The organism is Hymenobacter jeollabukensis (genome assembly GCF_005771675.1).
Classification (GTDB): Bacteria; Bacteroidota; Bacteroidia; order Cytophagales; family Hymenobacteraceae; genus Solirubrum; species Solirubrum jeollabukense.
Window position 1 is genome coordinate 604,742 of record NZ_VAJM01000003.1, and the last position, 26,062, is coordinate 630,803.

23 protein-coding genes and 1 riboswitch are annotated in these 26,062 nt (G+C 64.7%); of the genes, 15 read left to right on the forward strand and 8 right to left on the reverse strand.

The annotated features are described in order from the left end of the window. Positions 1–108: 108 nt before the first annotated feature. The 5 genes from FDY95_RS09865 to FDY95_RS09885 all read left to right on the forward strand — a co-directional run bounded on the left by FDY95_RS09865 (position 109) and on the right by FDY95_RS09885 (position 7,080). Entirely contained in the window at positions 109–1,206 is a 1,098-nt protein-coding gene (locus FDY95_RS09865) for an endonuclease/exonuclease/phosphatase family protein (RefSeq protein ID WP_171025620.1), read from the forward strand. A gap of 115 nt (positions 1,207–1,321) precedes the next feature. After that, positions 1,322–2,824 (forward strand): cysteine--tRNA ligase, encoded by a 1,503-nt coding sequence (gene cysS / locus FDY95_RS09870; RefSeq protein ID WP_138077233.1) that lies wholly within the window; start codon positions 1,322–1,324, stop codon positions 2,822–2,824. 173 nt (positions 2,825–2,997) lie between these two features. Beyond that, the gene (locus FDY95_RS09875; protein WP_171025621.1) at positions 2,998–4,041 is read left to right on the forward strand and encodes a M28 family peptidase; all 1,044 of its coding nucleotides are present in this window, start codon (positions 2,998–3,000) and stop codon (positions 4,039–4,041) included. A 96-nt stretch (positions 4,042–4,137) separates the two neighbouring features. Then, on the forward strand, positions 4,138–5,505 hold the full coding sequence (locus FDY95_RS09880) for an alpha/beta fold hydrolase (protein WP_138077235.1): 1,368 nt from the start codon (positions 4,138–4,140) through the stop codon (positions 5,503–5,505). A gap of 75 nt (positions 5,506–5,580) precedes the next feature. Next, positions 5,581–7,080: a carboxylesterase family protein gene (locus tag FDY95_RS09885; protein ID WP_138077237.1), complete on the forward strand. Its 1,500-nt coding sequence runs from the start codon at positions 5,581–5,583 to the stop codon at positions 7,078–7,080. A 34-nt stretch (positions 7,081–7,114) separates the two neighbouring features. Here the strand turns inward: FDY95_RS09885 and FDY95_RS09890 are convergent, their stop codons facing one another. Continuing rightward, positions 7,115–8,017, reverse strand: a complete 903-nt coding sequence (locus tag FDY95_RS09890) for a S66 peptidase family protein (RefSeq protein WP_138077239.1) — start codon at positions 8,015–8,017, stop codon at positions 7,115–7,117. A 105-nt stretch (positions 8,018–8,122) separates the two neighbouring features. On the opposite strand from FDY95_RS09890, the gene FDY95_RS09895 reads away from it, so the two are divergent. Continuing rightward, entirely contained in the window at positions 8,123–8,800 is a 678-nt protein-coding gene (locus FDY95_RS09895; protein WP_138077241.1) for a carboxypeptidase-like regulatory domain-containing protein, read from the forward strand. Between the two features lie 117 nt (positions 8,801–8,917). Then, positions 8,918–10,141, forward strand: coding sequence for an alpha/beta hydrolase (locus FDY95_RS09900; protein ID WP_171025622.1), 1,224 nt, complete (start codon positions 8,918–8,920; stop codon positions 10,139–10,141). Positions 10,142–10,180: 39 nt separating this feature from the next. On the opposite strand, the gene FDY95_RS09905 is transcribed toward FDY95_RS09900, so the two are convergent. From FDY95_RS09905 to FDY95_RS09920, 4 genes are all read right to left on the reverse strand, one after another. Further along, entirely contained in the window at positions 10,181–11,458 is a 1,278-nt protein-coding gene (locus FDY95_RS09905) for a homoserine dehydrogenase (protein ID WP_138077245.1), read from the reverse strand. Further along, entirely contained in the window at positions 11,436–12,470 is a 1,035-nt protein-coding gene (locus FDY95_RS09910; RefSeq protein ID WP_138077247.1) for a homoserine O-acetyltransferase family protein, read from the reverse strand. Before FDY95_RS09910 ends, FDY95_RS09905 begins: the two co-directional genes overlap by 23 nt. Before the next feature lie 181 nt (positions 12,471–12,651). Continuing rightward, positions 12,652–14,040 (reverse strand): O-acetylhomoserine aminocarboxypropyltransferase/cysteine synthase family protein, encoded by a 1,389-nt coding sequence (locus FDY95_RS09915; protein WP_138077249.1) that lies wholly within the window; start codon positions 14,038–14,040, stop codon positions 12,652–12,654. Positions 14,041–14,405: 365 nt separating this feature from the next. Continuing rightward, positions 14,406–14,527, reverse strand: a riboswitch (SAM riboswitch). A gap of 373 nt (positions 14,528–14,900) precedes the next feature. Beyond that, positions 14,901–15,212, reverse strand: a complete 312-nt coding sequence (locus FDY95_RS09920) for a LysM peptidoglycan-binding domain-containing protein (RefSeq protein ID WP_138077250.1) — start codon at positions 15,210–15,212, stop codon at positions 14,901–14,903. Positions 15,213–15,415: 203 nt separating this feature from the next. Between FDY95_RS09920 and FDY95_RS09925 the strand changes: the two genes are divergently transcribed. Continuing rightward, positions 15,416–15,835 carry a lipocalin family protein gene (locus FDY95_RS09925; RefSeq protein WP_138077252.1) on the forward strand — a complete coding sequence of 140 codons (420 nt, stop codon included), beginning with the start codon at positions 15,416–15,418 and terminating at the stop codon, positions 15,833–15,835. Between the two features lie 80 nt (positions 15,836–15,915). Here FDY95_RS09925 and FDY95_RS09930 read toward each other — a convergent pair whose 3' ends face one another. Continuing rightward, on the reverse strand, positions 15,916–16,992 hold the full coding sequence (locus FDY95_RS09930) for a lysylphosphatidylglycerol synthase transmembrane domain-containing protein (RefSeq protein ID WP_138077254.1): 1,077 nt from the start codon (positions 16,990–16,992) through the stop codon (positions 15,916–15,918). Positions 16,993–17,277: 285 nt separating this feature from the next. Between FDY95_RS09930 and dxs the strand changes: the two genes are divergently transcribed. The 3 genes from dxs to FDY95_RS09945 all read left to right on the forward strand — a co-directional run bounded on the left by dxs (position 17,278) and on the right by FDY95_RS09945 (position 20,801). Then, positions 17,278–19,221, forward strand: coding sequence for a 1-deoxy-D-xylulose-5-phosphate synthase (gene dxs / locus FDY95_RS09935; protein WP_138077256.1), 1,944 nt, complete (start codon positions 17,278–17,280; stop codon positions 19,219–19,221). A gap of 6 nt (positions 19,222–19,227) precedes the next feature. Continuing rightward, entirely contained in the window at positions 19,228–19,980 is a 753-nt protein-coding gene (locus FDY95_RS09940; protein WP_138077258.1) for a hypothetical protein, read from the forward strand. A 107-nt stretch (positions 19,981–20,087) separates the two neighbouring features. Next, the gene (locus FDY95_RS09945; RefSeq protein WP_138077260.1) at positions 20,088–20,801 is read left to right on the forward strand and encodes an SGNH/GDSL hydrolase family protein; all 714 of its coding nucleotides are present in this window, start codon (positions 20,088–20,090) and stop codon (positions 20,799–20,801) included. Positions 20,802–20,816: 15 nt separating this feature from the next. Here the strand turns inward: FDY95_RS09945 and FDY95_RS09950 are convergent, their stop codons facing one another. Next, the gene (locus FDY95_RS09950; protein ID WP_138077262.1) at positions 20,817–21,185 is read right to left on the reverse strand and encodes a winged helix-turn-helix transcriptional regulator; all 369 of its coding nucleotides are present in this window, start codon (positions 21,183–21,185) and stop codon (positions 20,817–20,819) included. A gap of 175 nt (positions 21,186–21,360) precedes the next feature. On the opposite strand from FDY95_RS09950, the gene FDY95_RS09955 reads away from it, so the two are divergent. From FDY95_RS09955 to FDY95_RS09970, 4 genes are all read left to right on the forward strand, one after another. Beyond that, complete coding sequence (locus tag FDY95_RS09955) at positions 21,361–21,909, forward strand: YceI family protein (RefSeq protein ID WP_138077264.1); 549 nt, start codon at positions 21,361–21,363, stop codon at positions 21,907–21,909. A 205-nt stretch (positions 21,910–22,114) separates the two neighbouring features. After that, positions 22,115–23,065, forward strand: a complete 951-nt coding sequence (locus FDY95_RS09960; protein WP_171025623.1) for a GNAT family N-acetyltransferase — start codon at positions 22,115–22,117, stop codon at positions 23,063–23,065. Further along, positions 23,041–23,718 (forward strand): uracil phosphoribosyltransferase, encoded by a 678-nt coding sequence (gene upp, locus FDY95_RS09965; protein WP_138077268.1) that lies wholly within the window; start codon positions 23,041–23,043, stop codon positions 23,716–23,718. The genes FDY95_RS09960 and upp overlap by 25 nt, the downstream gene beginning before the upstream one ends. Positions 23,719–23,820: 102 nt before the next feature. Beyond that, positions 23,821–24,276, forward strand: coding sequence for a hypothetical protein (locus tag FDY95_RS09970; RefSeq protein ID WP_246073979.1), 456 nt, complete (start codon positions 23,821–23,823; stop codon positions 24,274–24,276). Positions 24,277–24,502: 226 nt separating this feature from the next. On the opposite strand, the gene FDY95_RS09975 is transcribed toward FDY95_RS09970, so the two are convergent. Continuing rightward, complete coding sequence (locus FDY95_RS09975) at positions 24,503–25,933, reverse strand: DEAD/DEAH box helicase (protein WP_138077270.1); 1,431 nt, start codon at positions 25,931–25,933, stop codon at positions 24,503–24,505. Between the last annotated feature and the right edge of the window lie 129 nt (positions 25,934–26,062).

Consider the following 26,062-nt stretch of genomic DNA (forward strand, 5'->3'; position numbering starts at 1 on the left):
CTTCGAAGGTACAACGAAACAGGCGCGTTCGTGCCCGGCTCACCTGATCATGTGATTGGCGCCGAAATGCGTCGTAGGTTTGCGGCTTCAAGGTTTGGTTGGTATCCGGTGCGTCGTTCATTTGCATTCAAGCTCACGCTGCTCACGCTGGCCTGGCTCGTGTTGGCCATAGGGTGCATGCAAGTGCCGACAAGGTTGCTTTGGCCCGCCGCATTCGGGGCCCTCACGCTGCCGGTGGCCCTGGCCGTGAATGGTGGTTGGCTGACATACTGGGTGTTGCGCCGCTGGCCGGTGGCTCTGCTGCCCCTGGCCGCGCTGCTGCTCTGCTGGCCGCACCTGCAGCGCGGGCTGGCCCTGCACCTGCCCGCCGCCACCCCGGCCGCCGATTCGGTGTCGGTACGGATGGTCAGCGCCAACGTGCGCATTTTCAACGTGTACCCCCAGCTGCGCGACCCGGACTTGGCTTCGACCAAGACCATGATCCGTTACCTGGCCGACAGTCCGGCCGACGTGCTCTGCCTGCAGGAATTCTACACCGAGCCCCGGCCCACGCAGGACGGCACCGTGTTCAACACCGAGCGGCAGCTCGGCCGGCTCAGCGGCCGGCGGGCGTTTGTCTCGACCACGCTCACCAACCGCCTCGGCGCCAAGTTCGGGCTGGCCATCTTTTCGCGCTTTCCCATCGTGCGCCGGGGGGTTATTCAGTTCGGGCGCCTCACCCAGAACCACGCCATGTGGGCCGACCTGCGCCTGCCCCAGGGCGACACCGTGCGCGTGTTCAACGCCCATCTGCAGAGCATGAGCATGGCCGAGCAGGACATCGTGGACAGCTACAGCAGCAAGGCCGGATTCAAGGCCAAGAGTATCGGGCTGCTGCGGCGCTTCAAGCGCGGCATGGTGCAGCGCAGTGTGCAGGTCGATACCCTGGTCGGGCGCATCGAGCGCAGCCCCTACCCGGTGCTGCTCTGCGCCGACCTGAACGATTTGCCCTACAGCTATAGCTACGACCAGCTGGCCGACCACCTGCAGAACGCCTGGGCCACGGTGGGCCTGGGCGTGGGCGCCACCTACAACGGCAAGCTGCCGCTGCTGCGCATCGACCAGCAGTTTGCCGGCCCGCCGTTTCGGGTGCTGGGCTGCCGCGTGCGCCGCGACATGCCGTATTCCGACCACTTTCCGGTGGAAGCGGAGTATCGATTGAGATGAGTAAAAGCGCACATGCGTAGAGCGTAGAGCAGAAAGGTTGCCCGCGAGCAAACATCCTGCCTATCTACCCGCTTACTCACCTTTATCTACTCTCCCGACTCACTACCTTTGCCCCATGCAACACCCACTGTCGCTCCACAACACGCTTACGCGCAAGAAAGAACCGTTTGTCCCCGTGCACGCGCCCTTCGTGGGCGTGTACCTCTGCGGCCCGACGGTGTACTCGGAAGCGCACGTGGGCAACGCCCGGGGCCCGGTGGTGTTCGACGTGCTGACGCGCTACCTGCGCCAGCTCGGCTACTCGGTGCGCTACGTGCGCAACATCACCGACGTAGGCCACCTCGTGGGCGACGCCGACGAGGGCGAGGACAAAATCAGCAAGATGGCCCGGGCCCAGAAGCTGGAACCCATGCAGGTGGCCCAGGACTACGCCAACCGCTACCGCCGCCATATGGAGGCGCTGGGCTGCCTTTCGCCCGACATCGAGCCGCTGGCCACCGGCCACATCATCGAGCAGATTCAGATGATCGAGGAAATCATCGAGAACGGCTTCGCCTACGAGGTCAACGGCTCGGTGTACTTCGACGTGCCCCGGTACAACGAGGCCGGCAACGGCTACGGCAAGCTCTCGGGCCGGGTGCCGGAGGAGCTGCTCAGCGGCTCGCGCGACAACCTCGCCGGGCAGGACGAAAAGCGCAGCCCCCTGGACTTCGCGCTCTGGAAAAAGGCCGACGAGCGGCACCTCATGCGCTGGCCCTCGCCCTGGGGCGAAGGATTTCCCGGCTGGCACCTGGAGTGCTCGGCCATGAGCCGCAAGTACCTCGGCCGCGAGTCCGACATCCACGGCGGCGGGCTGGATTTGATGTTTCCGCACCACGAGTGCGAAATAGCCCAGAGCCAGGCCAGCCACTCGCACACCGACGAGGCGCGGGTGTGGCTGCACAACAACATGATTACGGTGAACGGCCAGAAGATGAGCAAGTCCTTCGGCAACTTCATCACCATTTCGGAGCTGTTCAGCGGGCAGCACCCGTCCCTGTCGCAGGCCTACTCGCCCATGGTGGTGCGCTTCTTCCTGCTCCAGGCCCACTACCGCAGCACCGTCGACTTCTCCGATGAGGGCCTGAAAGCGGCCAGCAAGGGCTACCGCAAGCTCATGAACGGCCTGCGCCAGATCGAGCGGCTCAGCCTGCCCGAGGGCACCGAGCGCGCCGCCGATACCAGCGCGGCCGACGCGGAGCTGCGCAAGCTGGTGCAGGACTGCTACGTGGGCCTGAACGACGACCTGAACACGGCCCGCGCCATTGCCTCGCTGTTCAACCTGCTGCGCAAGTTCAACGGCTACTACAACCAGCCGGCCACGCTGGCGCAGGTAGGCGAAGCCGCCCTGGCCGAAGCCACCGCCGCCTACCGCACGCTGGTGGTCGACATTCTGGGCCTGCGCGACGAGCCCCGGGCCAACGCGGAGGAACTGTTGGGCCTGACCCTGCAGTTCTACGCCGAGGCCAAGTCGGCCAAGGACTACGCCAAAGTGGACACCATCCGGGCCGCCCTCAAGGAACAGGGCATCCTGGTGAAGGACACCAAGGCCGGCGTCGACTGGGCCTACGAAGAGTAAACGCAGCGCCGGTTTAGCGGCCTTCACAGCACGTCATGCTGAGCGCAGTCGAAGCATCTCTACCGCTTCGTTTGATACTAATCTCAACGAGCAGATTACTATCCGTAGAGATGCTTCGACTGCGCTCAGCATGACGTTCTTACTTAGATTTGCTTTCGACTTTTCTCCTCCCAATGACCCGCAACCCCCTGCGCCTGCTGTGGCGCCCCGCCGCCCTGCTCGCCGCCACGGTGCTGCTCACGGCCTGCCCCGATAAGAAACCGGCCACCGAAACCCCGGACGCGGGTAGCGCCGCTGAAACGCCGCTGCGCAAGGCCCCGGCCTTCAACGCCGACTCGGCCTACCAGTTCACGGCCAAGCAGGTGAGCTTCGGGCCGCGGGTGCCCAACACGCCGGCCCACGTGAACTGCGGCGACTGGATTAGCAGCAAGTTCCGCGCCCTCGGCCTGCAGGTGCAGGAGCAGCCCTTCACGGCCATGGCTTTCGACGGCAAGCAGTTGCGCGGGCGCAACATCATTGCCCGCTTCGCTCCGCAGGCGGCCCGCCGGGTAGCCCTGTTCGCGCACTGGGATACCCGCCCCTTCGCCGACAAGGACAAAACCAAGCCCAACGCCCCGCTCGACGGGGCCAACGACGGCGCCTCGGGCGTGGCCGTGGCCCTGGAAATTGCCCGGCAGCTGGCCGCTCAGCCCGATTCGCTCACGCCCGCCGTCGGCGTCGACATCATCCTGTTTGACGCCGAAGACTACGGCTACGACTCTTCGACCCAGGCCAACCTGGAAAACAAGCTGGCCGGCGCGGGCGTGGAAAGCTGGTGCCTTGGCTCGCAATATTGGGCCAAAAACCTGGTGCCCGCCGGCTACAAGGCCGAGTACGGCATTCTGTTCGACATGGTGGGGGCCAAGGGTGCCCGCTTCTCGCGCGAGGAGCTGAGCCGGCAGCAGGCCAACGACGTAGTGGGCAAGCTCTGGTACAACGCCAGCCGCCTGGGCTACTCCGACTACTTCATTGCCCAAGACATGCCCGGCATCACCGACGACCACGTGTTCACCAACCAGGCCGGCGTGCGCACCGTCGACCTCATCGACCACGTGCCCTACGGCGACGAGTTTTTCCCCGCCTACCACCACACCACCCAGGACAACATGAGCATCATCGACCGCAACACCCTGAAAGCGGTGGGCCAGACGGTGCTGCAGACCCTGTACCAGGAGTAGCACGGAACAGATAGGAAAGCCCCGGTTGCGCCCGCAGCCGGGGCTTTTTGCGTTATTGCGGCCCTTATTCGTTGTTCAAGTCACTCGTTGTCTTCTATGCCGCTTCGTTGCCTCTGGCTGCTGCCCACGCTGGTGCTACTCGTAATGGCCCGGCCGTTGCGGGCGCAGCCCACCAAGTTTTTGTCGCCGGTGGTGGGCGCCTCGATTATGTTTCAGCAAAAGGTCAGCCTGCGAGCTTACGCGGGTAAGCCCTGCCGGCTGTCGGCACGCATGCGGGTGGATACGGCACAAGTGGATGGGGGCGACGCCCGCATCGGGCTGCTGATGTTCGATGCAAAAAAGCGCATTCTGGGCGGGTTGAACATGGGCAACAAGCCCGCGCGCAGCGCTGCCTGGCAGACTTACACCGTACAGGGGCCGTTGGCGAAGCAGGTGGATTCGGTGGGCGTAGTGGGCATCCAGTACCTCAACGGCACGTTCGAGTACGACGACTTCAAGCTGGAAGTGGAAACGCAGCCGGGCCAGTGGCAGCGCGTGGAGCTGCGCAACGCCGGCTTTGAGCACAGTGCCCCCGGCCCCAATACCGGCCTGCCCACTGGCTGGAAATCGATAACGCCGGTGGTGGGTTTTGGCTACGAAGTGGCGGAAACGGCGCCCGGCCAGCGAATCCTGCGGGTAACCGGCCGCGGCATCGTGCGCTACGGCCGCAATGCCCGCGCCGGCCACTACGCCACCGTCAACGGCGTGAAGCTCTATTACGAAACCTACGGGCAGGGCGAGCCGCTGCTGCTGCTGCACGGCAACGGCGAATCCATTCAGTCCTTTGCCAACCAGATCGGGGCCCTGGCCGAGCACTACCGGGTTATTGCCGTCGACACGCGCGGGCACGGGCGGTCGGGCAACGAAAAGCGGGCCTACACCTACGACCTGTTTGCCGACGACATGCGCGCCCTGCTCGATACGCTGGGCATCGGAGCGGCGCACGTGGTGGGCTGGAGCGACGGGGGCAACACCGGCCTGAGCCTGGCCACGCGCTACCCCACGCGGGTGCTGAGCCTGGTGACGATGGGCGCCAACCTGTACTGCGACAAAACCGCCGTGGAGGCCAAAACCCTGCGCGAAGTGCGGCTGATTCACGCCGCGGGCCTGGTACTCGGCCCGTTCAAGCCCAACTTTCGGCGGGCGCGGCGGCTGAGCACCCTGCTGCTGAAATACCCGCAGATGCAGCCCGCCCAGCTCGGCGCCGTGCAGGTGCCCACGCTGGTGCTGGCCGGCGAAAACGACGTCATCCTGGAGCCTCACTCGCGGCTGATTGCCAGCAATATCAAGGGCAGCCAGCTGCACATCTTCCCCGGCCTCACGCACTACGCGCCGCAGGAAGACCGCACCCGGTTCAATGAAGTGGTGTTGGGCTTTCTGCAGCAGCTGCCGCCGGCCGGTGGTAAGGCGCGCCGCACTGAGTAGTAGGAGCGGGCCCGGCACAACCTGTGCCCCGGCCAAACGCGTACCTTAAGCCCGCAACTGACCTGCTGCCTGCCGATGAAGCACTTCTTCCTGCTCCTAAGCCTGCTGGCCGGGCTGATTCGCCCCGCTGCGGCGCAGATTGATACCACCGGTGGGCAGTTTCACCAACCGCTTTACCCCACGCCCAGCGTTACCACCGGCGTAGTCTTCGGCAGCGCGCCCAACTCCGGCGGCACCACCCAAACGCTGCTGATGGATATCTATCAGCCCGCGGGTGGGCCCGCTACGCCGCGGCCGCTCATCATCCTGGCTCACGGCGGCGCCTTCTTGAGCGGCGCCCGAACCGATTTCGACGTGTCGGAGCTGTGCCGGCGCTTTGCCCGCTTGGGCTACGTCACGGCCAGCATCGACTACCGCCTGGAGTCGTTTTTTACCTTCAATGGAGCGCGGGCCGTGGTCAACGCCGTGCACGACATGCGGGCGGCGGTGCGGTTTTTCCGGCAGGATGCGGCTACCACCAACCAGTACAACGTCAACTCAGGCTACATTTTCGCGGGTGGCTCGTCGGCCGGCGCCATCACGGCCGTGCACGTGTCTTATCTGGATAAAGAAGCCGAGCTGAGCGCGCTGAACGCGCCGGGCGTGGCCCCAGGGCTGGAAGGCAGCAGCGGCAACCCCGGCTACAGCAGCGCCATCGGGGCGGGCATCAACCTGTGCGGCGCCATTGGCAACCTGAGCTGGATCGAAGCCGGCGACGAGCCGCTGGTGAGCGTGCACGGCACCGCCGACGGCATCGTGCCCTACGGCACCGGCCCCACCTTCACCGGCGACGTGGTCAACGGCAGCGGCGCCATCAAGCCCCGGGCCGACGCGGTGGGCGTGCCCAACACCCTGTACCGATTCAGCAAGGCCGGCCACGTGCCCTACAACGGCAGCAGCGCCACGCAGGTAGCCTACATGGATACCACTTTCCGCACCGTGCGCGACTTTCTGCGGCCCCTGCTGGTCGTAACATCCTCCCTGCCGGTGCGGCTGACCAGCTTCACAGCTGAGCAACTGGGCCCCCATGCACTGCTGCGCTGGGAAACTGCTCAGGAAGAAAATAGCGCCGGCTACGAAGTGGAAGTCTCCACGGACGGCCATACCTTCCGCCAGCTGGGCTTCGTGCCGAGCGTGGCGCCCAACACCACCGGCCGCGTCGGCTACCGCTTCCGCGACCAGGAAGCCGGCAAGAAAGGCCTGCGCTATTACCGCCTGCGCCAGCTCGACCTCGACGGGCAGGCGGCATATTACGGCCCGCGCACGGTGTACTTCGGGGCCTTGGAGCAACTGACAGTATACCCCAACCCGGTCAGTGGCCCTGCGACTACCGTGCTGGTTCCGGCCACAGCTGCGGGTGTGCTGGAGCTGCGCGACGCGCTGGGGCGGCTCATCAGCCGGCAACCGGTGCCACCCGCTACCGGCGCCACGCACGTGGCCCTGCCGCAGCTGGCGGACTGCCCGGCGGGCGTGTACCACCTGCTGCTGCGCGACGCGACTGGCCCGGTGCAGCAGGTGCGGTTGCTGAAGCAGTAAGCCGCTGATTCTGCTCTGCCTGACCGGGCAGGTCCTACACGTAATCCAGCGTGGTGCCCATTTCGCCGACGACCAGCCGGGCCCGCCGCCCGCAGATCAGGGCCAGGTTGGCCGGCTCGTGCCCCACGGGAAAGCCGTAGGCCACCGGAAACTGGTACTTGCGGGCGTAGGTGTCGATGATTTCGTAGCAGGTCTGGCCGAAGGGAATGGCGTTGTCCTGCGGGTTGGTGAAGTGCCCCACGATGAGGCCGGCCAGGTCGCGCAGCTTGCCGGCGCGGTCCAGGTGCACCATCATCCGGTCGACGCTGTAGAGGTATTCCTCGATGTCCTCCAGAAACAGGAGTCGGCCGGCGGTGCTCACGTCGGAGGGGGTGCCGCTGAGCGTCTGGAGCAGGCTGAGGTTGCCGCCCACCAGCTCCCCGTCGGCCGTGCCGGGGCGGTTGAGCGGGTGCGTCGGCACGGCGTAGCTGATCGGTTCCCCGAACAGGGCCCGGCGCAGGCTTTCCACCGCATCACCGCCGCCTTCCTGGGCGAAGATGAAGGGCATCACGCCGTGGATGCTTTCGTGGCCGAGGCGCAGTAGGTGGCAGTTCAGGGTGGTAATGTCGGAGAAGCCGGCCACCCACTTCGGGTCCTGGGAGAAGCGCGAAAAATCAATCAGATCGATGATGCGCGGGGTGCCGTAGCCGCCGCGGGCCACCAGGATGGCGCGAATGGCCGGGTCGTCGAGCTGGCGCTGGAAGTCGCGGGCCCGCAGCGCGTCGTCGCCGCCGAACTGGTGGTGCGCCGCCGTCACCGATTCGCCCAGCACCACCTGCAGGCCCCAGCTTTCCAGGATTCCGATGGCCGGCAGCAGTTCCTCGCGCGAGACTTTGCGGGCGGTGCAGACGATGGCAACCTGGTCGCCGGGACGAAGGGAGGGGGGCGTGGTGGGCATGAGCGGAAACATAATAACGCCGCAAACCTACACCGAAGCCGGCAGTCAGCGACGCTTATTTGGGCCCGAGGTGTGGAATGCCGGGTTGAAAGACATCTTCAACGCATGCGCTCCTCCATTCAATTATTGCTTGGCCTGTGCGGCGTCTGCAGTTGTGCCGCTCCCCGGACCCTGCCGCCCGGCTCATACCTCGAAACGCGTTCCAACGCGGTGCTCTTCACCAGTCGGGAGCTGGTGGTATATCCGGACGGCCACGTGCAGTATCTTCTGCACGCGGATGACAGGAGCATGGCACGCGAAGGCAGCGGCACGTACCGTCTGCGGGGCCGCCACCTGAAGTTGCACCTGAACGGCCAGCCGGACACCGCCCGTGCGCAGGCCACCGGCACGCCGCTGCCGCCCACCGACCAGCGGCAGCAGTTCTACATCACTGCCCGCGCGGGAGCTGGGCCGCCTGCGCCGCTGTCCGGCCTTACGGTACTGGCACGCAACGCGGCGGGCGCCATCGTAGCAGCCGCCGAAACGGACTCCGAGGGCTACGCGGAACTGCCGCTGGTACCGCCGGCAGCCCAGCAAACCATCGAAATTACCGGTGTCGGCTGGCGCCGCTGGCAGCAGCCCCGGCCCGCGGAGCCGACCACCTTCCGCGTGCAAATGGTGCAGCAGCCGTACCATCCCTACGCGCCGGGCACGCGCAAAAGCTTCGGCGTGCTGGCCCGCTCACCTCAACAGTTGCTACTGCGTCTGGGCGCCGACACGCTCCGGCTCGTGCGGCGCCCCTGAGCCCAGGGGTGCGTTGCTAGTCGAAGCATATGGAAAAGTGAAACCTCACATCCGCATCTTTGTGGCGCCCTATCCGCGTCTTTTCGCGTAAGCAAGTCAGCACCTAGCGCTTGTATGATGAAACACCTGCTACTCACTGCCCTTGCCCTGCTGCTCCTATTGACCTCGGCCCGGGCCCAGATCGATACCACCGGCGGCCGCTACCGTCGCCCGATTTTCTCGCAGGTGACCGTGACGCGGGCAGTGGCTTACGGCGCGGCCACCAACATTGCCGGCAGCAACCAGACCCTGCTGCTCGACCTCTACGAGCCCACCGGCGACACCGTGCGCCGCCGGCCCCTGGTCATAATGGCCCACGAAGGTGCCTTCGCCACCGGCAACCGTGACGACCAGTTCATGACGGCCATCTGCACCCGGCTGGCCCAGCTAGGCTACGTCACGGCCAGCATCGATTACCGCCTCGGCTTTTTTCCCTTCGACAGCGCCAACATCGGCCGGGCCTCCATCCGGGCCTCGCAGGACATGCGCGCCGCCGTGCGCTTTTTCCGCCGCGACGCGGCCACCACGCGCCAGTACCGCCTTCACCCCGCCTACGTTTTCGCGGGTGGCTCGTCGGCCGGGGCGTTTATGGCCCTGCAGCTCGGCTACCTCGATAAGCCCGCCGAGGTGCCCGCTTACGTCGACCTGGCGCAGCTGGGTACGCTGGAAGGCAGCAGCGGCAACCCCGGCTACAGCAGCCAGATAGCTGCCGTCGTCAACCTGTGCGGAGCCGTGGGCGGCCTGACCTGGCTGGAGCCCGGCAATGTGCCGCTGTGCAGCGTACACGGCACCGCCGATGCCGTGGTGCCCTACAACATCGGCCGGGCCTTCGGGCAGTCGTTTTCGCCGCGCATCTACGGCAGCGGCGTGCTCAAGCCCCGCGCCGACGCGGTGGGTATTCCAAACGTCCTGCGGACGCTGCGCGGCGCTCCGCACGTACCCTACGACGGTACTACCGCCACGCAGGTAGCCTACACCGACACCACTTTCCAGACCGTACGCGACTTTCTGCGGCCCCTACTACGTCAGCCCGGCACGGTGCTAAGCGCCGTTGCCCGCCACCAGGCTGAAGCACCGCAGGTGTACCCGGTGCCCACTACTGAGGATGTTTTCTATCTGCAGGCTGCTACTGCAGCGCCGTTCCGCCCGCGCCAGGCCGAGCTGCTCGACGCCGCCGGCCGGGTAGTGCGCCGGTTTCGCTGGGACCAGCCGCGCCTGGCCGTGCCGCGCGGCGCGCTGCCCGCCGGCAGCTACTACCTCCGCGCCGACGAATTACCGGTCCAGCGCGTGATACTGCAGTAAAAGCAAAACGGACGGCCACTGAGGCCGTCCGTTTTGCTGTCAATCAGCTGCCAAAGCCGTTTCCAATTGCGGCGCGGGCTGCGCCACTACCGGCCGCACGCGCCCGGTTCGCGCCACGAAGGTGCCGCCCGCCCGCAGCGCGTCGCGGTAGCGGTGCAGCTGGCTCAGGCGCACGTAGCCCACGGCGTAATCGTAGGTGAAGCCCGGGGCGCTGAGCTGCTCCGACACGTCCGTCAAACCCAGGGCCCGGCGCAGCTCGGCCGGGGCGGAGCGCAGGTACACTTCCAGCTCCAGGTCGGGCACCTCGGCAGTCAGGGCCGTTTCGGCGGGCAGCTTGGCGTAGGCGTAGCGGAAGCCGTGGCGCAGGGCTACCAGATCGGCCAGCACGGCCGAGCCGGTCGGGTGGCCACCCGCGCCGCGGCCCCGCCAGAAGTGCTGCCCGGCAAACTCGGCATCAACCACCACGCCGTTGAATTCGCGTTCCACCGCGTACAGCGGCGAGTCGGCGTCGACGAACTGGGGCGTGACGTACACCGTGGCGCCGCCCCCGGGCAGGGGCTGCAGGATGGCTACCACCTTGAGCTTTTTGCCCCGTTCCGCCGCGTAGCGGATATCGGCCGCCGATACGTTTTCGATGCCCAGATTGAGCACCGCGTCGGGGTCGAGCAGTAGGCCGCAGGCGTGGGCGGCGAGGATGACGGCCTTGGAGCGCGGGTCGAAGGCCGCCATGTCCAGGGTGGGGTCGGTTTCGGCGAAGCCTTGCGCCTGCGCTTCGGCCAGGGCCTCGGCGTAGTCGGAATCGGCCTCGCGCATGCGCGTCAGCACGTAGTTGGAGGAGCCGTTGAAGATGCCGCTGACCTGCAGCAGCGGCTCCTGTGCGAAGTACGAGTCGAGGGTGCGGACGACCGGGATGCTGCCGCACACGGCCGCTTCGTAGAGCAGGGTGCCGCCGAATTCGCGCTGCAGCGCAATCAGCTCGGGCAGGTGCCGGGCCACCATGGCCTTGTTGGCCGTCACCACCCGGCGGCCCTGGCGCAGAGCCCGGCTCACCAGGCGGAACGCCTCGTCGGCGTCGTCGATGACTTCCACCAGCAAATCCAGCGTGGGGTCGTCGAGCAGGTCGTCGGCGTGAAACTCAAACCGCCCGGCGGGCAAGGGGCGCAGCTTGGTGGGGTTTTTCACCGCAATGCGCGCCACCGTGAAGCCCGCCTCGGGGTGGCGCTGCAGAATATCGTACAGGCCCTGCCCCACGCAGCCGAAGCCAATCAGGCCGATGCGCGTCGGCGGCGCGGGGTTAGTGGGCGAAGGTTTGGACATAAAATCGTTCGAGGAAATGCGCTATCTGCGCGGTTTCGATCAGGAAGCCGTCGTGCCCGTAGCCCGACTCCATTTCGGCGTACATGGCCCCCGGAATGTGCCGCGCCAGGAGCTGCTGCTCGGCGGGCGGAAACAGCACGTCGGAGGTGATGCCGAGCACCAGCGTGCGGGCCTGCACCCGCCCTAGGGCCGCCGCCACGCCGCCGCGCCCGCGGCCCACGTGGTGCGCGTCCATGATATGCGAGAGCGTGACGTAGCTGTAGGCGTTGAAGCGGGCCGTCAGCTTGTCGCCCTGGTACTGCTGATAGCTGCTGGCCCGATGAAACGTGGGCAGCTCGTCGTCGGCTTCGGCCTGGCTGTGGCCGTAGGCCTCGTAGCTGCGGTAGCTGAGCAGGGCAATGGCCCGGGCCGCGCGCAGGCCGAGCTGCCCGCCTTCGGGCCCGCCGCCGACGTAGGTGCAGTCGGCCTGAATGGCCAGGCGCTGGGCCTCGTTGAAAGCAATGCCCCAGGGCGAGTGTTGGGCATTGGTGGCCAGCAGCACAAGGTGCTCAAACACGGCCGGCTGCTGAATGGCCCACTCCACCGCCTGCTGCCCGCCCAACGAGCCGCCGATGACGGTGTGAATCCTGGTCAGGCCCAGGTGCTGGCGAAGCTGCTCGTGGGCCGCCACCAGGTCGCGCACCGTCAGGCGCGGGAAGGCGGCGTAGAGCGGCTTGTTGCGCGGGGCCACCGGCGTCAGCGGACCGGTGCTGCCGTAGCAGGAGCCGAGCACGTTAGCGCACACGATAAACCAGTCGGCCGGGTCGAAATAGTCGCCGGTGCCAAACAGGCCCGGCCACCAGCTCAGCACGTCGGAATTCGCCGTCAGGGCGTGGCACACCCAGATGACGTTGTCGCGGGCTTCGTTGAGCGTGCCGTAGGTGTGGTAGGCAATCTGCACGCCGTCGAGCTGCCCGCCGCATTCCAGCGGCAGCGGCTCGGCCAGGGTTAGCACTTGGGGGTTGCTGCTCATAGGATTTGAAAAATTATTCTTTGCTCCCGGCCCCTTCCGCCGTTGGGAAGGGGCCGGAAAGCAAAGAGGCCGAAGCGTGGGACGCGGCGCTTTCTCCCGAAACACCGCGCCCGCGCCCCGCAAGCTGGATGGGAAGCCGGTTCCATGGCAGCGGGCCGGCTTCCGCAAGGTTCCCTCCCTGTTAAACTTCCAGCGTTGCGGGGTGCCCGGCTTGTTGCTCCACGAGGAGGGGCGTTTCCTCCTCGTCGGGGTAGCGGTCGGCCGATTCTTGCACCGCGTCGAAGGCGCGTTGCAGGTCGGCTTTGATGTCGTCGATGTGCTCCAGGCCCACCGAAATGCGCAGCAGCGTGGGCGTCACGCCGGCGGCGCGCTGCTCCTCCTCGGAAAGCTGCTGGTGCGTGGTGGCCGAAGGCTGAATGATGAGCGTCTTGGCGTCGCCCACGTTGGCCAGGTGGCTGATCAGCTGCAGGTTGTCGATAAACTGCGTGGCCGTGTCCTTCGAGCCCTTGATGGCAAACGTCAGCACGCCGCCGAAGCCGCGCTTGAGGTACTTGGTAGCCAGTTGGTGGTAGGGGCTGCTCTTCAGGCCGGGGTAGTTCACGGCCTCCACCTGCGGGTGCGCCTCCAGCCACTCGGCAATTTTCTGGGCATTCTGCACGGTGCGGTCCACGCGCAAACTCAGCGTTTCCAGGCCCTGCAGCAGCAGGAAGCTGTTGAACGGGCTCTGCGAAGGGCCGAAGTCGCGCAGCCCCTCCACCCGGGCGCAGATGGCAAAGGCGATGTTGCCGAACGGGCCATTCTTGCCGAATACGTCGTTGAACACCAGCCCGTGGTAGCCCTCCGAGGGCTCGGTAAACTGCGGGTACTTGCCGTTGCCGAAGTCGTATTTGCCGCCGTCCACAATCACGCCGCCGATGCTGGTGCCGTGCCCGCCGATCCACTTCGTAGCCGAAGCCACCACGATGTGCGCGCCGTGCTCCAGGGGCCTGAAGAGGTAGCCGCCCGCCCCGAAGGTGTTGTCGACCACCAGCGGCAGGTCGTACTTGTTGGCCAGAGCGGCAATGGCCTCGAAATCAGGAATGTTGAAGCCCGGATTGCCGATGGTTTCCAGATACAGCGCCTTGGTATTTTCGTCGATCAGGCTCTCGAAGCTCGCCGGGTTGTCGCCGTCGGCGAAGCGCACCTCGATGCCCAAGCGCTTGAAAGCGACCTTGAATTGATTGTACGTGCCGCCGTAGAGGAACGAGGTCGACACGAAATTGTCGCCGGCCTGCAGGATGTTGTTCAGGGCAATGAACTGCGCCGCCTGCCCCGAGGCCGTAGCCAGGGCCGCCACGCCGCCTTCCAGCGCCGCAATGCGCTGCTCGAACACGTCGGTGGTCGGGTTCATCAGGCGGGTATATATGTTGCCGAACTCCTTCAGGGCAAACAGGTTGGCGCCGTGCTCCGCGTTCTTAAACACGTAGGAAGTCGTCTGGAAAATCGGGACGGCGCGGGCCCCGGTGCTAGGGTCGGGCTGCTGGCCGGCGTGGAGTTGCAGGGTGTCGAAATGCAGGTTCTGCGTGGACATGATGAGGCTGAGAAAGAGGGTTGTGGACGTCGAAAACGATGCAAGGAGGCCGCACGACGGCCAAAACGCCGCGTGCGCCGAAGGGGGCCGCGCAGCACCCGGAGCAGCTCCAAACGGGTGCGGCTAAGCCACGCGCCACCCGGTGAGCGGGCAGCAGACAGGAAAACGGGGAAGGGTGGGGGCGGGCATCAGCGACCCGCCGGGCGCACTACCAACAACAGCAACAACACATCATAGCGCCGCGCACCAGCTGCGGGCGCATTCGGGCGCATTCGGCGGCTACGGACAAACCGGTAGCGGGCGCCGCTGCGGGAAGCGGTGACAAATGATGGTCGGACGTGAGGGGGTAGTGGCTCATGGCACGCGGTTTATTTTTCCCCTTCCTGAGTTGGTCAGTGGGGCAGGATTTGGCACCTGCCAGCTTGTGCATTGCTGGTGGTTGCCAGAGGGTCACGGAGCCTAGTCTCTCGCCTCTTCGGAATAAATGCGTCAAAAAAATCCTGCGCCGGTAGCGGCAGGTGGCACAAAGGTAGTACCGGTTATGTAAAACGCAAATCCGGCCAAAAGTTTTTTTGCGGCGGCGAAAAGCCCATCAAAACTGCCTCTACGGGCAGATCAGCGCAGAAAATAATATGCCTGATCAAGCTGCCCGCATGACCATTCACACATTTCCATCCCTCACTACAGGCAGCGCTAAGGACCTGCTCACGCCTAAAAGACAACTGACGCAATGAGACTTTCAGCAGCGTCGAGGACCGTTATGCGGCGCAGAATGATGCGCTTTCTTCGAATGCTGCGGACACAAAAAACGCCCCGGGGGTCGGACCCGGGGCGTTTCGTACTCGGAGGCGAAAGGGAGCTTACAGCTTCGGCAGCTGCAGCACCTGGCCCACCTCGATGTGGTCGGGGTTGGAGCCGATGGTGGACTTGTTGGCGTCGTAAATCTGGTGCCACTTGGCGGCGTCGCCGTAATGGTGCTTGGCAATCTTCGACAGCGAGTCGCCGCTTACCACGGTGTACGTTTCGCCCTGGGTGGCGGCGGGGGCAGCGGGTTGGCCGGTGGCCGGCTGGGTTTTATTGCCGAAGAAATCGGAGGCACTGCCGGTTTGCGGCTGCGTGGGCTGAACGGGCTTTTTATCGCCCTTATCGCTCAGGAAATCAAAGAGTCCCATGGTTGTGTCTTGGTTGAGGTGTGGGGGAAAGAAGTCAAAAACCGGATGGTCAATGGATCAGCCCTGCTCTACGCGGATGCCGCGGCGAATGTTGCGGCTTAACCCTTTGGCCACGTGCCCGTAAGAAACGCCGCAGCGGCTGCCTGTTCGCGGGCCGCTGCCGACACGTCCTTGTTTCATCCCCCTAATTCCAGACACGCTCCATGAAACGTCCATTCAACACCCCGCTGCATTACCTGGCCAGCCTGCTGCTGCTGCTCTCGCTCTTCACCTACGCCTGCGGCAGCAAGGAAGGCAAGGTAGAAGGCGCCAACATGCTCTACGGCACCGACAGCAAAGTATGGAAGACCCACAAAGAGGAAGACGCCTCGGGCGACAAGGTCAAGCAGACCGCCGAGCAGAAGCAGGAAGAAATCCGCTTCTTCGCCAACGGCCAGTACGTAATGTCCTCGCCCACCGAGTCGATTAACGGTAAGTACACCTTCGACCAGGCCGGCAAAAAGATTACCATGACCCCCGACAACGGCAACATGGCCAACACCTTCGATGTGGCCACGCTCACCGATGACCGCCTCACGCTGCGCAGCCCCCAGGGCGCCGAACTGCAGCTCGAAGCCGAGTAAGTAAATTCGAATTCAGCCACAAAAAAGCCCCGCCACGTGAATGGCGGGGCTTTTTTGTGTGAAGTAATCAACACGTCATCCTACGACGTCATAACTTCTTTCACGGCTTGCTTGCCGAATACCCGGCCCACCCAGCGCGGCAGGAAGATGGTGCCGAGTACCAGATAGAGGTAGTAGGTGACGATACGGTAGAGCAGCAGAATGAAGTTGGTCATGGTGGCCGAGCCGGCGAAGGAGCGGAAGAACGAGGGGAAGGCGCCCTCGGCAAAGCCCGCACCCCCAGGCGTAATGGCAACCAGCAGCACGACTTTGTAGACGAGGTTGCGGGCGAAGATGGTGCCGAACGAGCCCCACGATACGTCAATAAAGGCCGCGATAAGGCAGCCGATGACCAGGTAGCGGGCCGTCCAGACGAAGGCCGTGCTCAGGGCGGCTTCGGCCCAGTAGCGGAAGCTGTTGCCGCGCAGCTCGGCCGAGGCATGCACCATTTCCAGCCCATGGTGGTAGGCCCGGCGCCGCCAGCGGTGGAGGCCCTTCAGCGAAAACATGCGCACCAGAAAGCGCTTCACCGAGTGCGGATTGACGAACAGGGCGTAGGCCATTAGCGCCGAATACGCCATCGTAAACACGTAGCTGACCCAGAACGCCACTTTCAGCGTGGTGACTAGCCCGCCCGAGCCCAGCGTTTCGTGGGGGAAGATGTAGTCGCCGGCCAGCAGCCACACCAGCGGCCCGGCCACCACGAAGTAGAGGTTGTCGAGCATGGCTGTGACCATGATGTAGGCCAAGGACTTGCCCAGCGGGATGCCCTCTTTGTTGAGCAGCAGCGAGGCAATGGCCGTGCCGCCCACCGCTGAGGGCAGCAGGCAGGAGGCAAACTCCCAGATCATAATCACGTCGACGCTCTGCTTCCACGACAGCTGCTTTTCCGCGATGTGGCGGATGCGGTACATGTAGCCGAAGTCGCGGGCCAGCAGCACCAGCAGGGTGATAAGCAGCCACAGTGGTTTGGCATCGGACAGCGCGGCCAGGTCGCCGGGCTGGTAGCTGCGCCAGAACATAAACCCGACCACCCCGAGCCCGATGACCACCGGTAGCAGCATGCGCGAAGGCGAGAGTTTATCGAGCAGCTGGCGGTCCTGCTGGGTGGTGCTCATGCGGTGGAAGCGTTGGTGACAGGCAAAAGTACGGACTTGACTCGCCGTGGGTCGTTATCAAACGGTTTTCCCCGGAAAGTAGCCGGCTTACCCTATGCCTCTCTTTTTCAGGCAGACAAGCGGGGGACTTTGGTAATCGGATGACAACCTCCCACTTTGAACCGTCGGCCTGAAAATATCGTACCTTTGCCCGCTAGCCTGCGCCACATTACTGGCTCCCCGCAACAATCTGGCAGTTAAGCAGGTTAGCCGACTACTCCCACTCGCCGTCGTAAGTAAACCCCGATGATTGTCGAACCTGGACCCCTGCTGGCTGCGATAAATTCGCCCGCCGATCTGAAAGACTTGCGCGAGGACCAGCTGGTTCAAGTCAGCCAGGAGCTGCGGCAGTACATTATTGATACGGTATCCATCTACGGCGGGCACTTCGGTGCCTCGCTGGGCGTGGTGGAGCTGACGGTAGCCCTGCATTACGTGTTCAACACGCCCTACGACCAGCTGGTGTGGGACGTGGGGCACCAAGCGTATGGCCACAAAATCCTGACTGGCCGCCGCAACCAGTTCCACACCAACCGCAAGTACCAGGGCCTGTCGGGCTTTCCGAAACGCTCCGAAAGCGAGTACGATGCCTTCGGGGTGGGCCACAGCAGCACCAGCATCGGCGCGGCGCTGGGCATGGCCGTAGCTTCGGACTACAAAGGCGAGTTTGAGCGGCAGCACATTGCCGTTATCGGCGACGGGGCCATGACGGCCGGCATGGCCTTCGAGGCCCTCAACCACGCCGGGGTGGCCAACACCAACCTGCTGGTTATCCTCAACGACAACTGCATGAGCATTGACCCCAACGTGGGCGCGCTCAAGGAATACCTCACCGACATCACCACCTCGCGCACCTACAACCGCGTGCGCGACGAGCTGTGGAACGTGCTCGGCAAGCTCAGCAAGTTCGGGCCCAACCCGCAGGCCATTGCCAGCAAAGTCGAGTCGGCCATGAAGGCGACCTTGATGAAGCAGAGCAACCTGTTCGAGTCGCTGAAGTTCCGCTACTTCGGCCCCGTCGACGGGCACGACGTGCAGCACCTGGCGGCCATTCTGAAGGACCTGAAGTCGATTCCGGGGCCCAAGCTGCTGCACTGCGTGACGACCAAAGGCAAGGGCTACGCGCTGGCCGAGAAAGACCAGACGCTGTGGCACGCACCGGGGCTGTTCGACAAAATCACCGGGGAGATTTACAAGAAAACGCCCGACAAGCCCCAGCCGCCCAAGTACCAGGACGTGTTCGGGCACACGATGGTGGAGCTGGCCGAGCAGAACCCCAAAATCATGGGCGTGACGCCGGCTATGCCCTCGGGCTGCTCCTTGAACATCATGATGAAGGCCATGCCCGACCGCGCTTTCGACGTGGGCATTGCCGAGCAGCACGCCGTCACCTTCTCCGCGGGCCTCGCCACGCAGGGGCTGGTGCCGTTCTGCAACATCTACTCGTCGTTTATGCAGCGGGCCTACGACCAGGTCATCCACGATGTGGCCCTGCAGAACCTGCACGTGGTCTTCTGCCTCGACCGCGCCGGCTTTGCCGGGGCTGACGGCGCCACCCACCACGGCGCCTACGACCTGGCCTACATGCGTTGCGTGCCCAACATGGTCATTGCCTCGCCCATGAACGAGGAGGAGCTGCGCAACCTGATGTACACCGCCACGCTGCCCGAAAATGCCGGCCCCTTCACCATCCGCTACCCCCGCGGCGAAGGCGTGATGCCGGAGTGGCGCAAGCCGCTGCAGCGCGTGGCCGTGGGCACCGGCCGCACCGTGCGCGAAGGCCAGGGCGACGTAGCCATTCTTACCCTCGGCCACATCGGCAACTACGCCGTGCGCGCCACCCAGCAGCTACTCACCGAAGGCCTCGACACCGGCCATTACGACCTGCGCTTCTGCAAGCCCCTCGACGAGGAGCTGCTGCACCAGGTATTTAGCCGCTATAAGGCCGTGGTGACGGTGGAAGACGGCTGCCTGCCCGGCGGCTTCGGCGCGGCCGTGCTGGAATTCATGGCCGACCACGGCTACTCGCTGCCCGTCAAGCGCCTCGGCATCCCCGACCGCGTGGTGGAGCACGGCTCCCAGGACGAACTGTACAAGGAGTGCGGCTACGACGCCGCCGGCATTGCCCAGGCCGTGCGCGACATGCAGGCTAAAGTCACCGACGCCCGCACGAGCAAGCTGCTGCGGTAAGAATTGATGAGCAAGCTGCTATTTCAGGAGCACCGGCTACGGCTGGTGCTCTTTTTTGTGGCCTGGGGCTGCTGTCTGGCCGCGTTTGGGCAGCAGGCAGACCGGACCTTGTTTCCACGGATGCGGCCACGTCAAAGCTTTGCGCCAGCCCTTATCAAAGGCGAATTGCCGGAAGCAGGTCGACTGCGGGTGACGGATAGCGAGGTCCGCGTGGGGCCGGAGCCGCTTCGGCGCAACGGCAAAACGTACTGGGAAATCGATCTGTATTACGACCGGCAGATTTACGAAGCCTTTAGACTGCGGCAGCAGGGCGACACCGTTTGGCTGGCCATCAATCCGGAACTAACCGAGTGGGCACCCGACGCCGATTCTGCGCAGAGCCGGCGGTTGCGGCGGTCCGTCCAACGGCTTCATCAGGAGTATACTCACCTTTTTCCTGAACCGCCTCAAAGCTTTGAGGAGAATGTGTTTCTGCGCTTCAACGCAAAGGTCGGCGAGGAGTGGGCGTGTTTAACCCGCATCAAAGGCAGCGTCAATGTCTGCTGGGTAACGCTCGATGCCATCCTCAACAGCCAGCAGCTGGATCCGTTGTACGTGTTCAGCGTGCGCAACAGCAGCAACGCATCCCACACGCCGCAGCTGATGAAACTGGTGGTGTCCAAGACCAGAGGTATTCGGGGGATGCTTTGGTACGATTACGCCTGCTGGGAGCCTTACCACTGCGAAGACTTGCTGGTGCGATACGGTAACTGGGAATAGGCGCGAAACCTGCCCGGCCGAGTGTGCCAGCACCTGGGAAGGGCAACGACTCAATCTGCCCCGGCCCACAGCTGCGTACATAGGTTGACCGCCCACCCGCCCCATCTATGCGCTTGCTGTTCCTGCTGCCCTTGCTGCTATCCACCCTGCTCAGCTGCAGCTGCACCAAAGCCACGCCCGAGCCCGTCGTGACGGGCGCGGCGCCAACGCCCGCGCCCGGCGGCGGCGCGGTGCGCTACCTCGCCCTTGGCGACTCTTATACCATCGGCCAGGGCGTGCCGGCGGCCGAGCGGTGGCCGGTGCAGCTGGCGGGCCTGAGCGGGGCGGCGGGCATTCAGAGCCCTGACATCATTGCCCAGACCGGCTGGACCACCGCCGAGCTGCAGCAGGCCATTGCGGCCTCCGGCAACCAAAAAACCTACGATCTGGTGTCCTTGCTGATCGGGGTGAACAACCAGTTTCGAGGGCAGCCGCTGGCCACCTACCGCACCGAGTTTCGCCAGTTGCTCCAGACGGCCATTCACTTCGCCGGCGACCGGCCCGGTCGGGTGGTGGTGCTGTCGATTCCCGACTGGGGCCAGTCGCCGATGGGGCGCAGCTACGACCGCGCCCGCATCAGCCAGGAAATCGACCAGTTCAACGGCGCCGCCCGGCAGGAATGCGCCACCGCCGGCGTGGCTTTCGTGGATATTACCGACCTGACGCGCGCCGCCAAGGACGACCCCGCGCAGTTTGCCGCCGACGGGCTGCACTACTCCGGGGCGCACATGCGCCAGTGGGCCACCCGCACGCTGCCGGTGGCGCTGGGGCTGCTGCGGTAATGGCGGCCGCCGGCGTCAGGCCTGGTGGGCGGTGGCGGGCAGCGGCTCGGCGCGCTCCAGAATCCGCTCCCGGTGATGCACGCCCCACTCGCGAATTTCGCCGATGACGCGCTCCAGGGTGCGGCCGTAGTCGGTCAGGGCGTATTCCACCGAAATGGGCACCGTGTCGTACACCGTGCGGCGCACCAGCTCGTGGCTTTCCAGGTCTTTCAGCTCGGCCGATAGTACCTTGGCCGTCACCCCGATTTCGCGCTGAATTTCCTTGAAGCGCCGCTCCTTGATGGAGAGCAGCATGATAATGGGAATCTTCCACTTGCCGCCGAGTACGTCCATGGCGTCGCGCAGGGGGCGGAGGTAGGCATTGCAGGCTTGGGCAGTTGACATGGCAGTTGAGAGTAAGCCGTGACGGTATCGGCGAAGTAACCGGTAACTCGCAGGTTAGTTGTAACAAATGTACGTACATAGATTTCTACCTTTGTCATGTTGCCTACGTAATCAGGCAGCTCCATCTTCGACATCAACCCGCCGGCCGGGCCGGCACAACCACCAGCCTACTACTATGGCCACTACCAAATGGGTCCTCGACCCCACCCACAGCGAAGTACAGTTCAAAATCAAGCACCTGGTGATTTCGACCGTCACCGGCTCGTTCAAGAAGTTTGAGGGCACGGTGGAAACCGACGGTGACTCTTTCGAAAACGCCAAGGTGCATTTCGCCGCCGACATCGACAGCATCGACACCAACCAGGAGCAGCGCGACCAGCACCTGAAGTCGGCCGATTTCTTCCACGCCGAGCAGCACCCCAAGCTGGTGTTCGAATCGACCAGCCTGCGCAAAGTGGGCGAGGGCGAGTACAAGCTGGAGGGTAACATGACCATCCGCGAGGTGACGCGCCCCGTGACCCTGGACGTGGAGTACGGCGGCACCGCCACCGACTTCTACGGCAACGAAAAGGCCGGCTTCGAAGTGAGCGGCAAAATCAGCCGCAAGGACTTCGGCCTGACCTGGAACGGCATCACCGAAGCCGGCGCCATCGTGGTGAGCGACGACGTGAAGCTGCTGGCCAGCGTGCAGTTTGCCAAAGTAAAAGAGGAAGTAGCCGCCTAAGCCGGCGCTTTCGCACCCTCTCGGCAATGCGAATGGGGGAGTTCGGGCGCGGCGGGGCGTCATTGCAGGCCCCGCCCGTCCGGGAGAAAAGTTCGCGTTGCTGACCCCTTTGCGGCCCGGATCTGCCCCGCGCCGCTTCGAAAAGCCACCCGCCCCGGGTGGCTTTTTTTGTGCCCGCACAAGGTGCCCTGCTACCTTTACCGCCGTGCCGCTCCGCTACCTCACCCACTCGTTGATCGACCGTGACGCCTGGGATGACTGCGTGGCTGCCGCCGAGCAAGTGGTGCCCTACGCCCAGTACTTGTGGTTACTGACGGCCAACGCCGCTGGCTTTGATGCGGTGGTGGAACTGGAAGAAGCCACTGGCCGCTACCTCAGCGTATTCTCCGTGCCCACGCAGCGCCGGGTGTGGGGCCGCGAAGCCCTGCAGCCACCGTTCACCCAGCAGCTGGGGCTGCTCACCACCGCCGAGAGCCAACACCGGCACGTGGGGGAGTACCTGGCGCTGCTGGCAGGACGTTTTGCCCGCCTGCATCTGCAGCTGAACGACCAAAACCCCGCGCCCACGCTGCTGCCCGCCGGCTGGCAAGCGGCCGAGCGCGTCACGTATCATCTGCCGCTCGACCGGCCCTACGAAAGCCTGCACCTCGGCTACTGCGCCGACTACCGCCGCCGGCTGCGGCAGCAGCGCGAAAAAGCCGGCCTCACGCTGGCTGAGTCAGCCGACCTGGCGCCGCTGCTGGGGCTGTTTCAGCGGGAGAAAGGCGCTGAAGTCGGTGGGATGAAGCCGGAGTACTACCAGCGGCTGCTGCGGCTGCACGAGGTACTGCGGCCGCAGGGGCAGACCTTGCTGCTGAACGCCCACACCGCCGATACCCAGGAATTGCTGGCCGGGGCGCTGTTCATTCGTTATCGTAGCCGGCTCGTATATCTCTTCGCTGCCGCTACCCCGGCGGGCAAGAAAGCCGCTGCCCCGCTGCTGCTGCTCGACGAGGCCATTCGCCGCTATGCCGGCACGCCGGGGCTGGTGCTGGACTTCGAGGGCGGCATGATTCCGAGCATTGCGCGGTTTTTCGCCAATTTCGGGGCGCGGCCCGTGCCGTACTATACCCTCACCCAAACCACCCGCCCGTGGTACCTGACCTGGATGCGCTGACCCAAAGCGGCCGCGTGCACATTGTGTGCGCCGAGCCCAGCATTGCCAACCATTTCCTCGCCGAGCTGCGCGACGTGACCGTGCAGCGCGACTCGCTGCGCTTCCGCCGCAACCTGCAGCGCCTGGGCGAAATCATTGCCTACCGCATCAGCTCCCAGCTCGACTACCGCCACAAAACCGTGCAGACCCCGCTGGCCGAGTCGGAGGGCGAGCTGCTGGAGGACTTCCCGGTGCTGGCCACCGTGCTGCGCGCCGGCCTGCCCTTCCACCAGGGCTTCCTGAACTACTTCGACCAGTCGCCCTCGGCCTTTGTGGCCGCTTACCGCATCGAGGCTACCTCGCGGGTGGAGGTGCAGGTGGACTACCTCGCGGCCCCGGACCTGAACGGCCGCGTGCTCATCCTGGCCGACCCGATGCTGGCTACCGGCAAGTCCCTGGCGCTGACGTACCGCGCCATGCTGCGCTTCGGCCGGCCCCGGCAGGTGCATATTGCCGCCGTCATTGCCTCGCCCGAGGGCGTGCAGCACGTGATGCAGGAAGTGCCCGAAGCCCAGCTCTGGCTGGCCGCTCTGGACGACCACCTCAACGAACACGCGTATATTGTGCCCGGCCTGGGCGACGCGGGGGATTTGGCCTACGGCAGCAAGCTGTAACCGGCTTGGCTGCTCACGATTTAGGGAACCTGCCGCCGCGCCGCCGGGTATACCGGTTATGTCCCGTTTGCTTTGACCGCAATGCCCAGTACCTTCCTGCTCATGATGCCGCACGTAGTGAAATACGCGTCGGTATTCCTGCTCAGCATGGTTAAGTTTTTCGGCGGCCCGCTAGCCGGGGCCGCCGCCGGCTTGCCGTTTCTGGTCATCTGGGCCCTCACGGTGGCCGGCATGATGACTAGCATCGTGGTGTTTACGGGTGTGGGCCGGGCTTTTGTGGCCCACCTGCAGCGCCGCCGCCGCTTGCGCCATCAGCCGGTCTTCACCCGCCGCAGCCGCCAGATCGTGCGCATCTTCAGCCGCTTCGGCATCGGCGGCATTGCCTTCCTCACGCCGATTCTGTTTACGCCCATCGGCGGGGCCGTCATTGCCACGCTGCTCGGCGTGAAGCGGCAGCACATTCTACTGCACATGCTCTGGAGTGCCCTGCTCTGGGGCGCCGCCGGGGCCTTCCTGGCCATCCGCTTCAGCTACCTGTTCCACCACGGCGCGCACTGAGGGCCTCACCCCCCGGCCCCCTCTCCCCTGGAGAGGGGGAGCCAAACATCAGCAACGGCAGCGGCCCCAATGCGCTCAGGCGCATTGGGGCCGCTGTTTTTAGGTTAGAATCATAATTGTCTGCGGCGGGGCTGTGCAGCGCGAGCGGAGCAGCCCCGCACCATTGCTGACATCAGGCTCCCCCTCGGGGGCGGGGGGTGAGGCCATCGGCAGCCAGAGCTTCGCGCTACTTCCGCCGGGCATTACGGTTCTTGGCGGCGGCCGCTTTGGCCGCCTTGGCCGTGGGCGACGAAGCCCGCCCTTTGGAGGGGTTTACCTTGCTGCCCTTCTTGCTGCGCTGCGGGCCGTCGTAGGTCTGGCCGGTGCGCTTGTCCATCGTCACGCCGGTTTTCAGCCACTCCTGCTTTTCGTGGAAGGCGCCCTGGAAGTTGGGGTCTTGCTTGCGGCGCAACGCGTCCAGCTCGCGGGCCATCTTTTGCGCTTCCTCGAAGGGCGTTTCCGAGATTTTGACCTCGGCCGGAATGTCCTGCTGCGGAATCGGCTGCTTCATCAGCTCCTCGATGCGCTGCACGTGGGGCATTTCGGCGGGCGTGGCGAAGGTAATGGCCGCGCCCGTCAGCTCGGCCCGACCGGTGCGCCCGATGCGGTGCACGTAGTCGTCGTAGATGACCGGCACGTCGAAGTTGATGACGTGGCTCACGGCCGGCACGTCGATGCCGCGGGCGGCCACGTCGGTAGCCACCAGGAAGCGCACGTTGCCCTCGCGGAAGGCATTCATGGAGTTCAGGCGGGTATTCTGGTCCTTGTTGCCGTGAATGACCCGCGCCTCGCTGTCGATTTTGCGCTGCAGGAAGTGGTGGATGTTATCGGCCGTGCTTTTGCTGCGGGCGAAGATGATAACCCGGTTGAACGTCTCCTCCTGCCCCTTGATCAGGTGCTCCAGCAGGTGAATCTTGGTCAGGAAGTTGGGCACCTGGTACAGCATCTGCGTCACCGTGGAGGCCGGGGCCGCCGGCGGCGTTACCTCGATTTTCACCGGAAACTCCAGAAACTCGGCGCTCAACTCCTCCACCTTGGCCGGCATGGTGGCCGAAAACAGCATGTTCTGGCGCTTGCGCGGCAGCACTTCGAGCAGGCGGCGGATCTGGGGCATAAAGCCCATGTCCATCATCTTGTCGGCCTCGTCGAGCACCAGCGTCTTCACTTCCTTCAGCAGCAGGTCGCCGCGCGAATACAGTTCCATCAGGCGGCCGGGCGTGGCCAGCAGCACGTCCACGCCCTTGAGCACGGCGTCGGAGTGCGTTTTCACGCCCACGCCGCCGTACACGGCCACGATGCGCAGGTCGGTATACACGGCCAGCTTCTTCAGGTGCGTCTCAATCTGCAGAATCAGCTCCCGCGTCGGGGCCAGGATCAGGGCCCGGGGGTGCGTGCCCTGGGCGTACTTGGCCTTCATCAGCAGCGGCAGGCCGAACGCGGCGGTTTTGCCGGTGCCCGTCTGGGCCACGCCGAGCAGGTCGTGGCCGGCCAGCAGCAGCGGAATGGCCTGCTGCTGCACCGGAGTGGGCCGCTCGAAGCCCGCCTCGGCCACGGCGTTCAGCAGTTGCTTATTCAGCTTGAAGTCTTCGAAGGTAACGGCCGCGGTGGATTCGTTCATACCACAAAGGTACCGCTTCCCGCCGCTTGCGTAGGGCGGCTGCCTGCTGCGGCAACTGGCGAGAGGAATTGAGGTGTAATAATTGATATTGAAATGTTGTTATAAAATAAAAACATAGTACATTTTGTC

Bases quoted from the DNA above. Each gene is read 5' to 3' on its own strand.
- cysS (WP_138077233.1), top strand. From the start codon at position 1,322: ATGCAACACCCACTGTCGCTCCACAACACGCTTACGCGCAAGAAAGAA.
- FDY95_RS09875 (WP_171025621.1), top strand. From the start codon at position 2,998: ATGACCCGCAACCCCCTGCGCCTGCTGTGGCGCCCCGCCGCCCTGCTC.
- FDY95_RS09880 (WP_138077235.1), top strand. From the start codon at position 4,138: ATGCCGCTTCGTTGCCTCTGGCTGCTGCCCACGCTGGTGCTACTCGTA.
- FDY95_RS09885 (WP_138077237.1), top strand. From the start codon at position 5,581: ATGAAGCACTTCTTCCTGCTCCTAAGCCTGCTGGCCGGGCTGATTCGC.
- FDY95_RS09890 (WP_138077239.1), bottom strand. From the start codon at position 8,017: ATGCCCACCACGCCCCCCTCCCTTCGTCCCGGCGACCAGGTTGCCATC.
- FDY95_RS09895 (WP_138077241.1), top strand. From the start codon at position 8,123: ATGCGCTCCTCCATTCAATTATTGCTTGGCCTGTGCGGCGTCTGCAGT.
- FDY95_RS09900 (WP_171025622.1), top strand. From the start codon at position 8,918: ATGAAACACCTGCTACTCACTGCCCTTGCCCTGCTGCTCCTATTGACC.
- FDY95_RS09905 (WP_138077245.1), bottom strand. From the start codon at position 11,458: ATGTCCAAACCTTCGCCCACTAACCCCGCGCCGCCGACGCGCATCGGC.
- FDY95_RS09910 (WP_138077247.1), bottom strand. From the start codon at position 12,470: ATGAGCAGCAACCCCCAAGTGCTAACCCTGGCCGAGCCGCTGCCGCTG.
- FDY95_RS09915 (WP_138077249.1), bottom strand. From the start codon at position 14,040: ATGTCCACGCAGAACCTGCATTTCGACACCCTGCAACTCCACGCCGGC.
- FDY95_RS09920 (WP_138077250.1), bottom strand. From the start codon at position 15,212: ATGGGACTCTTTGATTTCCTGAGCGATAAGGGCGATAAAAAGCCCGTT.
- FDY95_RS09925 (WP_138077252.1), top strand. From the start codon at position 15,416: ATGAAACGTCCATTCAACACCCCGCTGCATTACCTGGCCAGCCTGCTG.
- FDY95_RS09930 (WP_138077254.1), bottom strand. From the start codon at position 16,992: ATGAGCACCACCCAGCAGGACCGCCAGCTGCTCGATAAACTCTCGCCT.
- dxs (WP_138077256.1), top strand. From the start codon at position 17,278: ATGATTGTCGAACCTGGACCCCTGCTGGCTGCGATAAATTCGCCCGCC.
- FDY95_RS09940 (WP_138077258.1), top strand. From the start codon at position 19,228: ATGAGCAAGCTGCTATTTCAGGAGCACCGGCTACGGCTGGTGCTCTTT.
- FDY95_RS09945 (WP_138077260.1), top strand. From the start codon at position 20,088: ATGCGCTTGCTGTTCCTGCTGCCCTTGCTGCTATCCACCCTGCTCAGC.
- FDY95_RS09950 (WP_138077262.1), bottom strand. From the start codon at position 21,185: ATGTCAACTGCCCAAGCCTGCAATGCCTACCTCCGCCCCCTGCGCGAC.
- FDY95_RS09955 (WP_138077264.1), top strand. From the start codon at position 21,361: ATGGCCACTACCAAATGGGTCCTCGACCCCACCCACAGCGAAGTACAG.
- FDY95_RS09970 (WP_246073979.1), top strand. From the start codon at position 23,821: ATGATGCCGCACGTAGTGAAATACGCGTCGGTATTCCTGCTCAGCATG.
- FDY95_RS09975 (WP_138077270.1), bottom strand. From the start codon at position 25,933: ATGAACGAATCCACCGCGGCCGTTACCTTCGAAGACTTCAAGCTGAAT.